The sequence below is a fragment of the Kribbella sp. NPDC056861 genome (genome assembly GCF_040687575.1).
In the GTDB taxonomy this organism is placed as follows: Bacteria; Actinomycetota; Actinomycetes; order Propionibacteriales; family Kribbellaceae; genus Kribbella.
In genome coordinates this window covers 1,033,030-1,047,405 of record NZ_JBFBNQ010000004.1, presented here as the reverse complement: position 1 = coordinate 1,047,405, position 14,376 = coordinate 1,033,030, and the positions used below count along the sequence as shown (strand labels likewise).

Genomic DNA, 14,376 nt, shown 5'->3' with positions numbered 1-14,376 from the left:
AAGAGACGAGGAACAGACTACTTTGAGTGACCCTTTGATATCTCAGAAACAATCAAACTGACTTGAATCATAATTTCTCAAAGGAATCCGAACACAAACAAAGAACAACCCACACCACAAACCAGATAGGCCAGTGATGGTAAGATCGCCCAATGCCGTGAAACGGGATAAAACAAATTCGGCATTGACTTTCGGCACGCTGTTGAGTTCTCAAGAATCGGACGCACACCGCGTCGATGACCTTACGGCCAGGACTCCGGGGCAACCTGCGTTACTTTACCGGACCAGAACCACAGAGTCAAGACTCAGTTTTTTCGGTCCGTACCCCTCATCAGAAGCTACCGACCCGGATCAAAGACACGGTGCGGCTCAGCTAGTCTTGGGGGCTTCGGAGCGACCGGCCGCTTTCGCGTCCCGCACTCGCTCCAACAAGAAGAACATTACGTGGCCTGCGGGTGGCCGGTCAAATCGGTTCCCGGTGGGACGAATCACAGGGCTGTAATTTGCCCTCGGCACCGTCCCTGTGCGAACGGGTCAGGCACCGGCCGGCGCGGTCAGAACCCCTGCGAACGAACGCTTCCCGCGGCGCAGTACGAGCACTCCCCCGGGCAGCAGGTCGTCGCTGCTCGGGACGTACTCGGGGTCGCTCACCTTCGCGTTGTTCAAGTACGCGCCACCTTCGGCGATCGTCCGGCGCGCGGCGGACTTGCTGGCCACCAACTCCGTGGACACCAGCAGGTCAGTGATCGAAGGCATCTGCTCATCCGGCTTGAGCTCGTAGTGCGGCGCCTCCCGCAGCGCTGCCACCAGAGTCGTTCCCTGCAAGGCCTGCAGCTCCGACTGACCGAAGAACGCCTTGGCGGCCAGCTTCACCTGCTCGGTCTCGTCAGCACCATGCACCAGCGTGGTGACGTCCTCCGCCAACAGCCGTTGGGCTTCCCGTGCATGCGGACGCTCAGCAGTCGCCTCCTCGAGCGCAGCGATCTCCTCCGCGCTCCGGAAGGTGTAGAACCGCACCAGCTGCATCACGTCGCGGTCATCGGTGTTGAACCAGAACTGGTAGAACGCGTACGGCGAAGTCAGCTCGCGATCCAGCCACACGGTCCCCGACTCGGTCTTACCGAACTTGGTCCCGTCCGCCTTGGTCACCAGCGGCGTGGCCAGCGCATGGGCCTTCCCCTGATCCGACCGCCGGATCAGCTCCACCCCAGCGGTCAGGTTCCCCCACTGGTCGCTACCCCCGGTCTGCAACGTGCACCCGTGCCGCCGGTACAGCTCCAGGTAGTCCAGCGACTGCAGCAGCACGTAGCTGAACTCCGTGTAGCTGATCCCCTGCTCCAGCCGAGCCTTCACCACTTCCCGGCCGAGCATCCGGTTCACCGGGAAGTGCTTGCCGATGTCCCGGAGGAAGTCGAGCGTGTTGAGGTCCTTGGTCCAGTCGTAGTTGTTGACCATCCGCGCCGGGTTCGGCAGCGACTCGTCGAAGTCGACGAACCGCTCCACCTGACCGCGGACCTTCTCCACCCACTGCTGGACCAGGTCCCTGGGGTTGAGCACCCGCTCGGCCGACTCCTTGGGATCACCGATCAGCCCGGTGGCGCCGCCGACCAGCCCGATCGGGTTGTGGCCGGCCAACTGCAGCCGCCGCAACGTCAGCAGCTGCAACAGGTTGCCCATGTGCAGACTCGGTGCGGTCGGGTCGAACCCGACGTACGAGGTGATCGGTCCGGCGGCCATCGACGCACGGAGCGCGTCCTGGTCGGTGGAGTGCGCGATCAGGCCACGGCTCTCCAGGTCGTCGAGCACCTGGGTGCGGCTTGCGGTCCCGCTGTCGGTCACTTGTCTCTCCTCGTGTCACGTCAGATCACGACAAGTGTCCTGCACCAGCTCCGGCCCGCAGGTGCCGGGTCAGGTGCGCAGGGTCAGCCTGACTCGGGCCGCGACAGTACTGCGCGGAGCTGCGCGACCAGCGCGTGTCCGTCGGGACCGTGCACGGTGGCGGCCGTCGGGCGGTGCGGGTCGTGAGCCCCCGGGTCCGGGTTCGGCAGCGGCAGACCATGCGACAGCACCTGCTCGGCAGGGGTCAGCTGGCGGATGCCGATGGCTCGCACGTGCTCCGGATGCGTCTGGGCGAAGTCGCCGTACAGCTGCGGGTCGTGCTGCCCGTCGTCGCCGACCAGCACCCACTTCACCTTCGGGAACTCCTTGGCCAGTCGCCGCAGCGCAGTGCGCTTGTGCTCACGACCGCTGCGGAACCAGCCGGTGTTGGTCGGTCCCCAGTCGGTCATCAGCATCGGGCCGGCCGGATACCCGTGCCGGTCCAGGAACCTGGTGAGCGTCGGGGCCGTGTTCCAGGCGCCCGTCGACAGGTAGAAGATGGGCGCACCCGGGTGGTCGGCCAGCAGTTCGGCGTACATCTCCGCCATCCCCGGCACCACCCTGCGCGCCTGCTCCTCGCGGACGAAGGTGTTCCAGGCGGCGATCAACGGTCGTGGCAGCATCGTCAGCATCACCGTGTCGTCGATGTCGCTGACCAGACCGAACTCGGCCTCCGGGTCGGCCACATAGACCTTGCCGCGGGCCTGCCGCTCGCCGTGCACGCCCAGGCTGATCTCGTGCCAGCCAGGGGGCAGCGCCACCGGTACCGACAGGTCGACGAAGCCGCCACGGTCAGTGGTGGCCTCGAAGGTCTCGCCGGCCACCGTGACCGACACCTGTACGCCGGTCGCGGGCGCGGTGACGAAGACCCGCCAGCCACGCACCACCTGGTCTTCGTCGTACCGGGGCTGATTGCGGGGGTCGCGGCTGAGCACGACACGAGCCAGCACCCGGGTGAACTCCTGGGTGCCGTAGCCGACGTGCGGGATGATCCGTTCCCGCCAACCGCGGCGGCGCAACAGGACCCCGACCCCGACGTTGAACCAGTCCTCCAAGCGGGAGGAGTAGTGCGGACGGGCCATGTCCGAAACCTACCCGTCCACAGGGCCTGTTCGCGCACCGGGCGGACTGTCCCCGGCGACCTTTACAGTCTCGATATGACTCAGACCTCCGCAGCTCTCGGAATGTGCTTCCCCCGGACCTTCCCAGCCGCCCTCGTGACTGATGTCGCCCGCCGCCTCGACGCCGGCGGCGCGGACGAGCTGTGGCTGATCGAAGACTGCTTCTACACGGCCGGCCCGTCGCTGGTCGCGGCCGCGCTGACCGCGACCGAGCGGCTCACCTGCGGGCTCGGCATCGTCCCCGCGGTGGCCCGTACCGCGGCCATCACCGCGATGGAGTTCGCCACCCTCACGGCGCTCGCCCCGGGGCGGTTCCTCCCTGGCATCGGGCACGGCGTGCAGGAGTGGATGGGCCAGATGGGGGTCCGGCCGAAGTCGCCGCTGACCGCGCTCGAAGAGGTGACCACCGCGGTGACCCGGCTGCTGGCCGGCGAGAAGGTGACGATGCAAGGCCAGTACGTCGTACTGGACGAGGTGCAGCTCGACGCGCCGCCGGTGATGCCGCCGCCGATCCTGCTCGGCGTGCGGGGGCCGAAGTCGCTCGCGCTGGCCGGCCGGGTCGCGGGCGGGGTGGTCCTCGCGGAGCCGGCCAGCCCGTCGTACATCCGAACGGCGATCGAGCAGGCCGGTTCGCCGGAGAACTTCGAAGTGGCGGTCTTCAGCGCGCTGTGTGTGCGGCCCGACCGCAAGTCGGCGTACGAGTGGACGGCGCCGTGGCTGGCGGGGTTGATCGAGCAGAAGAACCCGGCACTGCCGCCGCTGCCCTTCTACGACGACCTGGTCAAGCTGCATGCGGAGAAGGGCGCCGACGGGCTCGTCACGATGCCGCAGGACTGGTGGCAGGAGATCGGGCCGATCGGCACGCTCGACGACGCTGCCGCCCACATCGCGGCGGTCGAGGCGGCCGGCGCTCAACACATCGGGCTGTTCCCGGATCCTGACGTCGAGCACGGTCTCCCGCAGCTCGACTACGTGCTGGAGCTGGTCAACCGCTAGCGCGCTTCTTCTTCACATGCGGCTTGTACGGCGAAACCGTCGGATCGCCGGGGATCCAGAACCGCCAAGGCCAGTCGGGTGCTTCGCGGAGGCCGACGCGAGGGCCGGTCGCCGGTTCGCCGTCGAAGCCGGGTCCGGGCAACAACTGAACAGCCGAGCCGCGGGCCAGCAGATCGACAGCGTTGGATTCGCGGGCGATGCCGAGGGCAACACACATGCGGGCCGGCCCACGAGCAAGATCCCGGTCTGTTGTGGCTGCTCGGCGTTCGCGGGCCAGCTCCACGCCCTCGATCACCTCGCCCGCGCGCAGCAGCACCGCGGACGGCGTGCCGTCAGGCCCGGCCACGACGTTCATGCAGAAGTGCATGCCGTAGGTGAAGTAGACGTAGAGATGGCCCGGCGGGCCGAACATCACCGAGGTCCGCGGGGTCTCCCCGCGGTAGGCGTGCGAGCCGGGGTCGTTCGCCCCGTCGTACGCTTCGACCTCGGTCAACCGCACTGCGACCGTGCCCTCGTCCGTGGTCCGCCGCAGCACCATGCCGAGCAGCCGCGGCGCCACGTCGAGCACCGGGCCGGCCAGCAGCGTACGGCGTACCGGAGCGGGCATTTAGGCGAGACGCTCCGCGTGCACAGCGGCCCGGCCCCGCAGCTCCACCAGTTGCTCGGCGACGCGTTCGCCCGCAGTACCGCCGCGGCCGTTGCGGGAGGCGACCGAGCCCTCGACACTCAGCACCGAGCGGACGTCAGGTGTCAGCGAAGGCGAGATCGCGGCGAGGTCGTCGTCGGACAGGTCCCACAGCTCGATCCCGCGCTTCTCGCAGGCCTGGACACACGCGCCGGCCACCTCGTGCGCGACCCGGAACGGCACCTTCTCGCGGACCAGCCACTCGGCGATGTCCGTCGCCAGCGAGAAGCCCTGCGGCGCCAGCTCCTCCAGCCGCTCGGTGTTGAAGACCAGCGTGCGGATCATCCCGGTGAACGCGGGCAGCAGCACCTCGAGCGTGTCCACGGAGTCGAAGACCGGCTCCTTGTCCTCCTGCAGGTCCCGGTTGTACGCCAGCGGCTGCGCCTTCAGCGTCGCGAGCAGCCCGGTCAGGTTGCCGATCAGCCGGCCGGACTTGCCGCGGGCCAGCTCGGCGATATCCGGGTTCTTCTTCTGCGGCATGATGCTCGACCCGGTCGAGTACGCGTCGTCCAGCTGGACGAACCCGAACTCCTTGGTCGCCCAGATGATCACCTCTTCGGCCTGCCGGGACAGGTCGATGCCGATCTGCGCGGTGACATAGGCGAACTCCGCGACGAAGTCCCGCGCCGCGGTGCCGTCAATCGAGTTCGCCGACGAGTTCGTGAAGCCCAGCTCACCCGCCACGAACTGCGGGTCCAGCCCCAGCGACGAACCAGCCAGCGCCCCCGACCCGTACGGCGAATCGGCGGCCACCCGCGCGTCCCACTCGGCCAGCCGGTCGAGGTCGCGGATCAGCGGCCAGGCGTGCGCCATCAGGTGGTGCGACAGCAGCACCGGCTGCGCGTGCTGCAGGTGGGTGCGCCCCGGCATCGCGACCCCGAGGTGCTTCTCGGCCTGCTCGGCGATCGTGGTCACCTGGTCGAGCAGCAGCCCGCTGATGATCCGGCCGTGGTCGCGCAGGAAGCTCTTGAACAGTGTCGCGACCTGGTCGTTGCGCGACCGCCCGGCCCGCAGCCGGCCGCCCAGCTCGGCGCCGAGCCGCTCCACCAGGCCACGCTCGAGCGCGGTGTGCACGTCCTCGTCAGCCTCGGCCGCGACAAAATCGCCGGCCAGCACGTCGGCCAGCAGCACGTCGAGCCCGGCGAGCATCTTGGTGAGGTCGTCGTCGGTCAGCAGCCCCGCGCGGTGCAGCACCTTCGCGTGCGCCTTCGACCCGGCGATGTCGTACGGCGCCAGCCGCCAGTCGAAGTGCGTCGACTTGCTCAGCGCCGCCAGGGCATCCGCCGGACCGCCCGCGAACCGGCCGCCCCACAGGGCAGCACTCTCACCAGAACTCACAACAACATCCTTTCAACTGCACAGACGAAGTACTACTTGGCGTCGCTGCGGTCCGCGAGGCCGAGGAACCTGGAGGCTAGCGCCTCGCCGCCGGACGGATCCCGGGACACCACCATCACGGTGTCGTCGCCGGCGATGGTGCCGAGTACGTCGTCCAGTCCCACGTGGTCGATCGCCGACGCGAAGTACTGGGCCGCACCCGGCGGGGTTCGCAGGATCACCAGGTTGGCGCTGCCCTCCGCCGAGACGAGCAGCTCGGAGGCGACCCGGCCGAGCCGCTGCTCGAAGGCAGCCGCCTCACCAGCACGCGGCGTACGGTCCCCGCCCTCCCCCGGTACTGCGTACACCAGTTGCCCTGCCGAGTCGCGAACCTTGACCGCCCCGATCTCCACCAGGTCACGCGACAAGGTCGCCTGCCCGACCACGAGCCCTGCGTCGGACAACAACTCGGCCAACTCGGTCTGCGAGCGCACCGGCTGCCTGCCGAGCAGATCGACAATGCGCTGCTGACGAGCGGTCTTGGTGGTCGGTACGACAACAGTCATGAGCTGAAATTCCTTGCCAGCAGCCACGACAGCAGCGCCTTCTGCGCGTGCAGCCGGTTCTCCGCCTCGTCCCAGACAACTGATTGCGGCCCATCGAGCACGGCCGCCTCGATCTCCTTCCCCCGGTACGCCGGGAGGCAGTGCAGCACGATCGCATCGGGGTTCGCCTTGGCCACCAGTTGCTCGGTCACCGCGAACGGCACGAACGGCGCCTCGCGCAACGCCGCCTCGGCCTCCTGCCCCATCGACACCCAGGTGTCGGTGGCAACCACATCGGCACCGGCGACAGCCTCCAGCGGATCCGACGTCCATGCGGCCGAACCGCCGGTGACGAGGCCGATCTCCACCGCCTTCGCGAGCACAGCAGCATCAGGCTGGTACTCCGCGGGCGAGGCGATGACGACGTGCATCCCGGCCGTCACGCCGCCGAGCAGGTACGAGTTCGCCATGTTGTTGGCACCGTCGCCGAAGAAGACGAGCTTCAGCCCGGCAGTGCTGCCCTTGTGCTGCCGGACGGTCAGCAGGTCGGCCAGGATCTGGCACGGGTGGAATTCGTCGGTCAGCGCGTTGATCACCGGCACCCGCGAGGCGCCGGCCATCTCTTCGATCCGCACCTGCCCCGAGGTACGCCAGACGATCGCGCCGACCTGCCGGTCGAGCACCCTCGCCGTGTCGGCGATCGGCTCACCCCGGCCCAGCTGCGAGCCCTGCGAGTCGATGACCAGCGGGACGCCGCCGAGCTCGGCGATGCCGACCGCGAACGAGATCCGGGTCCGGGTGGAGGCCTTGTCGAACAACACCGCGACGGTCTGCGGCCCCTTCAATGGCTGGTGCCCGAACCGGTCAGTGGTCAACTGCTGAGCCAGCGTCAGCACCTCGTCCTGCTCGACCGGACTGAGGTCGTCGTCCCGCAGGAAGTGCCTGGTCATCAGACCTCCACCTGGTCGAGCAGCGCCGGCAGCGCCGCGACGAAGCTGTCCGCGTCAGCCTTGCTCAGGATGTACGGCGGCGCCAGCCGCAACGCGTCGGGGATCGGGTTGTTGACGATGAACCCGGCCTCGAGGGCGAGCGCGGCGACCTGGTCCGAGACCGGCTGGGTCAGCTGGATCGCGAGCAGCAGGCCACGCCCCCGCACCCCGGCGATCAGCGGGTGGTCGAGCGCCTCGATGGCGGAGACCAGATGGTTGCTGACGGCACTCACATTGGCGAGCAGCCCGTCCCGCTCGATCACGGTCAGTACTGCGAGACCCGCGATCGACGCGACCGGATTGCCGCCGAACGTCGTGCCGTGGTTGCCGGGCTGAAGCAGATCGGCCGCCGGGCCGAAGCCGAGGCAGGCGCCGATCGGGATGCCCGCGCCGAGCCCCTTGGCCAACGTGACGATGTCCGGCGTGATCCCCGAGGCCTGGAACGCGAACCAGTCGCCGGTCCGGCCGACCCCGGTCTGGATCTCGTCGATCCACAGCAGCGCGCCGTGCTCGGAGGTGATCTGCCGAGCCGCCTGGAGATAACCGTCCGGCGGTACGACGACGCCGTTCTCGCCCTGGATCGGCTCGAGCACGACAGCGGCGGTCTCGTCGTCGACCGCGGCGGCGAGCGCGGCCACATCGCCGTACGGGACGAACGTGACGTCACCCGGCAGCGGCGCGAACTCCTCGCGGTACGCCGGCTTCCAGGTGATCGCGAGCGCGCCCATCGAGCGGCCGTGGAAGGCGCCGACCGTGGAGACGATCTTCTTCCGGCCGGTCTTGCGGGTGATCTTGAAGGCAGCCTCGTTGGCCTCGGTGCCGGAGTTGGTGAAGAACACCTTCCCCTCGGCATCGAAGAGCGACAGCAGCTTCTCGGCCAGTGCGATCTGCGGCGCGGACGCGAAGAAGTTGGAGACGTGACCGAGCGTCGCGAGCTGACTCGTCACGGCCGAGACGATGAACGGGTGCGCGTGGCCGAGGCAGTTGACCGCGAGCCCGCCGAGCAGGTCGAGGTACTTCTTGCCGTCGGCATCCCACACGTAGGCGCCTTCGCCGCGGGCCAGTACGCGCTTGGGCGCGCCGAAGGTGTTCATCAGGGACTGCGAGTAGCGCTCCGCGAGCGCGCTCTGGGTGCCGTCGACGGCGAGCAGTTCGGTCATGACGGGATCACCTGGGTTCCACTTCCGGCGTCGGTGAAGATCTCGAGCAGCAGCGAGTGCGGCACCCGGCCGTCGATGACGGTCGCGCGGGAGACGCCGGACTGGACGGCGCGCAGGCAGGCCTCCATCTTCGGCACCATCCCGGATGCCAGCGACGGCAGCAGCTCGGCCAGCTCAGCGGCGTCGATCTGGGTGATGATCTCCTCGCTCTCCGGCCAGTTGCGGTAGAGACCCGCGACATCGGTCAGCACGACCAGCTTCGAGGCGCCCAGGGCGACCGCCAGAGCTGACGCGGCGGTGTCGGCGTTCACGTTGTGCGCCTGACCGTCCTCGTCCGGCGCGATCGTGGAGACGACCGGGATCCGGCCGGCGTCGATCAGGTCGATCACCGCTTCGGGCCGTACGTCGACGACATCGCCGACCAGGCCGATGTCGACGGATTCCCCGTCGATCATCGCGCCGCGCCGCTCGGCCGTGAACAGCCCGGCGTCCTCACCGGACATGCCGACCGCGAACGGGCCGTGCGCGTTCAGCAGCCCGACGAGTTCGCGACCGACCTTGCCCACCAGGACCATGCCGACCACGTCCATCGCCTCGGGTGTGGTCACCCGCAGCCCGCCGCGGAACTCGCTGTCGATGCCGAGCCGGGCCAGCATCTCGCTGATCTGCGGACCGCCGCCGTGCACGACGACCACCCGGACCCCACAGTGCCGCAGGAACACGATGTCGGAGGCGAAGGCCTGCTTCAGCTCGTCGTCGACCATCGCGTTGCCGCCGTACTTCACCACGATCGTCTTGCCGTGGAACTCCTTCAGCCAGGGCAGCGCCTCGGTCAGCACGGCGGCCTTCTCGACCGCGCTGGCGTGGCTGTTCCCGGTCTGCACGGTCGCCGTCATGACGAGTACGCCGAGTTCTCTTCGACGTACGCGTGCGACAGGTCGGTGGTCAGCACGGTCGCCGACGAACTGCCCGCGTGCAGGTCGATCACCACGTCGATCTCCAGTCCGCTGAGGTCGGCCTCGGACCGGTCGACGCCCTTGCCGCCGGCCACACAGATCGCGGCGCCGTTCAGGGTGATGTCGAGCAGCGCCGGGTCGAAGGCGGTCGGCGCGTTGCCGACCGCCATCGCGATCCGGCCCCAGTTCGGGTCGGAGGCGAAGAAGGCGGTCTTGCAGAGGTTGTCCTCGGCAACGATCTTGGCGGCGGCGACCGCCTCGGCCTCGGTGGCCGCGTTCCGCACGGTGATGCTGACGTGCTTGGTGACCCCCTCGGCGTCGGCCTGCAACTGCTTGACCAGGTCGCCGGCGAGGGTGATCAGCGCGGCCTCGAACTCGGCCGGCGGGACCGTGACCCCGGAGGCGCCCGAGCTGAGCAGCAGCACGGTGTCGTTGGTCGACGTGCCGCCGTCGACGTCGAGGCGGTTGAAGGTCTTGGCGACCGCGTTCCGCAGTACGTGGTCGAGGTGGGGCTGGTCGACGACCGCGTCGGTGGTGATCACCGACAGCATGGTCGCCATGTTCGGCGCGCACATGCCGGCGCCCTTCGCGAAGCCGCCGATGCTCCAGCCGTCGGCGTGCTGGAAGACGGCCTGCTTCGCGACCCGGTCGGTCGTCATCACGGCGGTCGCGGCCGACAAGCCGTGCTCCGCAGTGTTGCCCAGGGCATCCACCACGCTCTTGAGGCCGGGCAGCAGCTTGTCCATCGGCAGCCGCTCGCCGATCAGGCCGGTCGAGCAGACGCCGATCTCGACCGCGCCGACGCCGAGGATCGCGGCCAGTTCCTCAGCCGTCTTGTGGGTGTCCTGAAAACCTTCCGGACCGGTGCACGCGTTGGCCCCGCCGGAGTTGAGTACGACGGCTTTCAGCTTGCCCGCGGTCAGCACCTGCTGCGACCAGAGCACGGGAGCGGCCTTCACCTTGTTGGTGGTGAAGACGCCTGCCGCCACGTCGTACGGGCCGTCGTTGACGACGACGGTGAGGTCCGGCTTGCCGGCGGGCTTGATCCCGGCGATCACCCCGGCCGCACGGAAGCCGGCCGGCGCGGTGACTCCGGCGCTCCGATCGACCTGGTTGTGCACGGCTGCGGTCACGGGGCTACTCCTACGAGGGGAAGGGCCAGCGTCTCGTCGAGACCGGCGGCCAGGTTCATGCACTGCACGGCGGCGCCGGCGGTGCCCTTGGTGAGGTTGTCCATCGCGGCCACGATCACGGCGCGGCCGATCCGCTCGTCCAGCGTGACCTGCAGCTGGACGGTGTTGGCGCCGAGCGTCGCCTGGGTCTGCGGCCACTGCCCCTCCGGCAGCAGATACACGAACGGCTCGTCCTGGTAGGCGGCTTCGTACGCCGCCCGCAGGGACTCGGCCGTCGTGCCTTCGGTGACCGGCGCGCTGCAGGTCGCGAGGATGCCGCGAGCCATCGGCACCAGCACCGGGGTGAACGAGACCGAGACGGCCTGGTCGGTGACCGGCGCGAGGTTCTGCTCGATCTCCGGAGTGTGCCGGTGCACGCCACCGACGCCGTACGCCGTGGCGGAACCCATCACCTCCGCACCCATCAGGTGCGTCTTCGGCGCCTTGCCCGCTCCCGACGTACCGCTCACCGCGACGACTACCAGGTGGCCCGGGTCAACCAGCCCACCCTGTACTGCGGGGAGCAGCGCCAGCGTCGACACCGTCGGATAACACCCCGGTACTGCGACCCGGTTGGTTCCGCGGAGCTTCTCGCGCTGACCGGGCAGCTCAGGCAGCCCGTACGGCCAGTGGCCGGCGTGCTTGCCGCCGTAGAACTCCACCCACGCCTCGGCGTCGACCAGCCGGAAGTCCGCGCCGCAGTCGATCACGGTGACGTCCTCGCCGAGCTGCTCGGCGATTTCGGCGGACTGCCCGTGCGGGAGGGCCAGGAACACGACGTCGTGACCTGCGAGCGTCTCCGCCGAGGTCTCGACCAGCACGCGCCCGGCCAACGGCACCAGGTGTGGATGGTGGACGCCCAGCGCCGTACCGGCACTGCCGCCCGCCGTGAGTGCTCCGATCTCGATCTCCGGATGCGTCGAGAGCAGCCGCAGCAGCTCTCCCCCGGCGTATCCACTGGCTCCGGCCACCGCGACCTTCAAACTCATGTGAATGAGTATGTCAGATACCGAATGAATATCCAACCCTGGATCCGGGTAGAACCACTCAGGCGCCGGCGCCGCACGGCCGCGAGGATCAACGGTATGAGCAGCTACCGACCGTCGGCGACCCAGGATCTCGAGGACCGGCGTGCCTCCAGAAGCTACCGCGTCCTGTTCGGCTGGCTCGGCCTGGAGGTGGTCGGCTATGCACTCGCCGTCCTGCTCGCCTCCGACGAACCGACCTCGGGGTGCAGTGGTCTGTGCTTCAGTCCGCAGGGAACGCTGGTGCTCTTCGCGATGGTCTTCGGCGTGTTCGTCCTGGGCGGCCAGGTGATCGTCGGCATGCTGCTGACCAAAATCTTCAACCGCAACCGGCTGGGCTCCTTCGCCAACGGCACCGCCGCGTACTTCATCACCTTCGTGGTCGCCGCCCTGGTCCTCACCGTTCTGGCGGTGGCGCAGTCGTCGTGACCGGCGTCACGTCACAACCAGCAGGTCGCCGCGTGTCCGGAGGGGTGACACGAGGAGGCAGTGATGGCACGGATCGGGTTGGAGCACCGGCGGACGGTGTTCGTCAGGCTGGTGGAGTGGTGGAGCAAGCGGCGGTACGGGCAGGTGCCGGATCCGGGGCGGGTCGCGTTGCACAATCGGCGGGTGCTGACTTCGACGATGTTGCTCGAGTTGTCGGTGACCCGGTGGAAGGCGCTGGATCCGACGCTGAAGGCGCTCGCGACGATGGTGACGAGCGGGCGGATCGGGTGCAGTTGGTGTATGGATTTCGGGTACTGGGAGTTCCACCACCAGGGGATCGATCGGGTGAAGCTGCGTGACGTGCCGCGGTGGCGGGACAGCGAGGTCTACACGGAACTGGAGCGTGCGGTGATGGAGTACGCCGAGGCGATGACGGCGACGCCGCCCGAGGTGACCGATGAGCAGGTCGCGCGGCTTCGGCAGGACCTGTCGGAGGCAGCGCTGGTCGAGCTGACCGCGCAGGTCTCGCTGGAGAATCTGCGGTCGCGCACCAACGCGGCGCTCGGGCTGACCAGTCAGGGCTTCAAGGAGTACTGCGAGTTGAGGCCGGCGTGACGTCCGACGAGCAACTGGCGGCCGAGTTCGACGAGCATCGCGCGGTGCTCGTCGGAGCGGCGTACCGGGTGGTGGGCAGTGTGGTGGACGCGGAGGACGTCGTCCAGGAGACGTGGTTGCGGTGGTCAGCCGCTGAGCGGGAGGACGTTCGCGATGTCCGGGCGTACCTGATCCGGATCACGACGCGGCTCGCGCTCAATCGGCTCCGGCAGCAGAAGGCGCGACGGGAGCAGTACGTCGGTCCGTGGCTGCCCGAGCCGATCAGCTCGACCCGCGATCAGGACGACCCGGCCGCCGTCGCGGAGGTCGCCGATTCGGTGTCGATGGCAATGCTCGTCGTACTGGAGACGCTGTCGCCGCTGGAACGAGCCGCCTTCGTACTGCGTGAGGTCTTCGACCTGCCGTTCGCGGAGATCGCCGACACGCTTGGCCGCTCCGAGTCCGCCGTCCGGCAACTGGCCCACCGAGCCCGCGAGCACGTGCATGCACGGCAGCCGCGGCATCGCGTCGACAAGGCGCGGCACACCGAGGTGACCACCCAGTTCCTCACCTCCGCCTGGTCGGGCGACCTGGCGGCGATGGTCGCGCTGCTCGCACCGGATGCCGAACTGGTCAGCGACGGCGGTGGCAAGAAGAAGGCCGCGCTCCGGCCGCTGCTCGGCCCCGACAAGATCTCCCGCTGGGCGATCGCGCTGCTCGGCCCCGGTCAGGAGGCCCGCGGCTTCGAGGTCCGGCCGATCGAGCTGAACGGCGAGAACGCCTTCGTCTTCTACGACGGTGACGAGGTCGACAGCGCCGGGTTCCTGGAGCTCGACGAGGCCGGCCTGATCAGCCAGATCTACCTGGTCCGCAACCCCGACAAACTCACCACGATTCCGCGCCTCAGCGAGAGCTGAGCTGTTGCCCGGGCGGCGTGATCGGGAGGCTCCAGCTCACCTACGCCTCAGCGCACGTACGCCGCGATCGCGCGGGCGCACTCGATCGACTCGGTCGTGCCGGTGTCGACCTCTACGTCGTACGCCACCCCCTCATGCACGACGGAGGCCTGCAACTCGGCCATTCCGCCGGTGCGGTCACCGCGCGCGATCTCGCGCCCAGCCGCGATCTCCGGCGCGCACCGCACTCCGACCCACAACACCTCGAGGCCGTCCAGCTGGGTCCGCACCCGCTCCTGCGACCCGGCGCCGCTCAGGAAGACGTCGTCGAACACGATCCGCGCCCCGGCCCGTGCCATCGCGGCGACGCCGGCCATCCAGGCGGCCTCGATCTCGCGGAACCCCGCCCCGACCTCGACCTCCCCGGCGTCCCCGAAAGCGATCCCCGACCCCGTGTCCAGCAGGCCCGGTGGCAGCGCATCGACCAGGTCGTCCACTCCGAGGCTGATCCACGGCTGCGGCAGAACAGCCTTCAAACAGCGCGCGATCCCCGTCTTGCCGGAGCTGGAACCGCCGTTCAACACGATCACCTGGGTCGCCACCGGAGAGATTC

At 68.8% G+C, this 14,376-nt stretch carries 15 protein-coding genes; 4 read left to right on the top strand and 11 right to left on the bottom strand.

Annotation, left to right across the window (positions count from 1 at the left end):
* Nucleotides 1-534: 534 nt before the first annotated feature.
* Nucleotides 535-1,839, bottom strand: coding sequence for a tyrosine--tRNA ligase (gene tyrS, locus AB0P21_RS24500; protein ID WP_363699473.1), 1,305 nt, complete (start codon nucleotides 1,837-1,839; stop codon nucleotides 535-537).
* An 83-nt stretch (nucleotides 1,840-1,922) separates the two neighbouring features.
* Complete coding sequence (locus tag AB0P21_RS24495; RefSeq protein WP_363699472.1) at nucleotides 1,923-2,960, bottom strand: phosphatase domain-containing protein; 1,038 nt, start codon at nucleotides 2,958-2,960, stop codon at nucleotides 1,923-1,925.
* Between the two features lie 75 nt (nucleotides 2,961-3,035).
* Here AB0P21_RS24495 and AB0P21_RS24490 point away from each other — a divergent pair, with 75 nt between their 5' ends.
* Nucleotides 3,036-3,995, top strand: coding sequence for an LLM class flavin-dependent oxidoreductase (locus tag AB0P21_RS24490; protein WP_363699470.1), 960 nt, complete (start codon nucleotides 3,036-3,038; stop codon nucleotides 3,993-3,995).
* On the opposite strand, the gene AB0P21_RS24485 is transcribed toward AB0P21_RS24490, so the two are convergent.
* From AB0P21_RS24485 to argC, 8 genes are read right to left on the bottom strand one after another with little or no spacing between them, the layout of a single operon-like run.
* Nucleotides 3,985-4,602, bottom strand: a complete 618-nt coding sequence (locus AB0P21_RS24485) for a DNA-3-methyladenine glycosylase (RefSeq protein WP_363699469.1) — start codon at nucleotides 4,600-4,602, stop codon at nucleotides 3,985-3,987. The genes AB0P21_RS24490 and AB0P21_RS24485 overlap by 11 nt on opposite strands.
* Complete coding sequence (gene argH, locus AB0P21_RS24480) at nucleotides 4,603-6,018, bottom strand: argininosuccinate lyase (RefSeq protein ID WP_363699468.1); 1,416 nt, start codon at nucleotides 6,016-6,018, stop codon at nucleotides 4,603-4,605.
* 32 nt (nucleotides 6,019-6,050) lie between these two features.
* Nucleotides 6,051-6,563 carry an arginine repressor gene (locus AB0P21_RS24475; protein WP_363699467.1) on the bottom strand — a complete coding sequence of 171 codons (513 nt, stop codon included), beginning with the start codon at nucleotides 6,561-6,563 and terminating at the stop codon, nucleotides 6,051-6,053.
* A complete protein-coding gene (argF, locus tag AB0P21_RS24470; protein WP_363699466.1) occupies nucleotides 6,560-7,492 on the bottom strand; it encodes an ornithine carbamoyltransferase in 933 nt (310 codons plus the stop codon). Before argF ends, AB0P21_RS24475 begins: the two co-directional genes overlap by 4 nt.
* On the bottom strand, nucleotides 7,492-8,691 hold the full coding sequence (locus AB0P21_RS24465) for an acetylornithine transaminase (RefSeq protein ID WP_363699464.1): 1,200 nt from the start codon (nucleotides 8,689-8,691) through the stop codon (nucleotides 7,492-7,494). The genes argF and AB0P21_RS24465 overlap by 1 nt, the downstream gene beginning before the upstream one ends.
* On the bottom strand, nucleotides 8,688-9,587 hold the full coding sequence (gene argB / locus AB0P21_RS24460) for an acetylglutamate kinase (protein WP_363699463.1): 900 nt from the start codon (nucleotides 9,585-9,587) through the stop codon (nucleotides 8,688-8,690). Before argB ends, AB0P21_RS24465 begins: the two co-directional genes overlap by 4 nt.
* Nucleotides 9,584-10,780 carry a bifunctional glutamate N-acetyltransferase/amino-acid acetyltransferase ArgJ gene (gene argJ / locus AB0P21_RS24455; protein ID WP_363699462.1) on the bottom strand — a complete coding sequence of 399 codons (1,197 nt, stop codon included), beginning with the start codon at nucleotides 10,778-10,780 and terminating at the stop codon, nucleotides 9,584-9,586. The genes argB and argJ overlap by 4 nt, the downstream gene beginning before the upstream one ends.
* Nucleotides 10,777-11,808: an N-acetyl-gamma-glutamyl-phosphate reductase gene (gene argC, locus AB0P21_RS24450; RefSeq protein ID WP_363699461.1), complete on the bottom strand. Its 1,032-nt coding sequence runs from the start codon at nucleotides 11,806-11,808 to the stop codon at nucleotides 10,777-10,779. The genes argJ and argC overlap by 4 nt, the downstream gene beginning before the upstream one ends.
* A 96-nt stretch (nucleotides 11,809-11,904) precedes the next feature.
* On the opposite strand from argC, the gene AB0P21_RS24445 reads away from it, so the two are divergent.
* The 3 genes from AB0P21_RS24445 to AB0P21_RS24435 all read left to right on the top strand — a co-directional run bounded on the left by AB0P21_RS24445 (nucleotide 11,905) and on the right by AB0P21_RS24435 (nucleotide 13,784).
* Nucleotides 11,905-12,273 carry a hypothetical protein gene (locus AB0P21_RS24445; protein ID WP_363699460.1) on the top strand — a complete coding sequence of 123 codons (369 nt, stop codon included), beginning with the start codon at nucleotides 11,905-11,907 and terminating at the stop codon, nucleotides 12,271-12,273.
* Between the two features lie 63 nt (nucleotides 12,274-12,336).
* Complete coding sequence (locus tag AB0P21_RS24440; RefSeq protein WP_363699459.1) at nucleotides 12,337-12,888, top strand: carboxymuconolactone decarboxylase family protein; 552 nt, start codon at nucleotides 12,337-12,339, stop codon at nucleotides 12,886-12,888.
* Nucleotides 12,885-13,784, top strand: a complete 900-nt coding sequence (locus tag AB0P21_RS24435) for an RNA polymerase sigma-70 factor (RefSeq protein WP_363699458.1) — start codon at nucleotides 12,885-12,887, stop codon at nucleotides 13,782-13,784. Before AB0P21_RS24440 ends, AB0P21_RS24435 begins: the two co-directional genes overlap by 4 nt.
* A gap of 47 nt (nucleotides 13,785-13,831) precedes the next feature.
* On the opposite strand, the gene cpt is transcribed toward AB0P21_RS24435, so the two are convergent.
* The gene (gene cpt / locus AB0P21_RS24430; protein ID WP_363699457.1) at nucleotides 13,832-14,365 is read right to left on the bottom strand and encodes a chloramphenicol phosphotransferase CPT; all 534 of its coding nucleotides are present in this window, start codon (nucleotides 14,363-14,365) and stop codon (nucleotides 13,832-13,834) included.
* Nucleotides 14,366-14,376 lie beyond the last annotated feature (11 nt).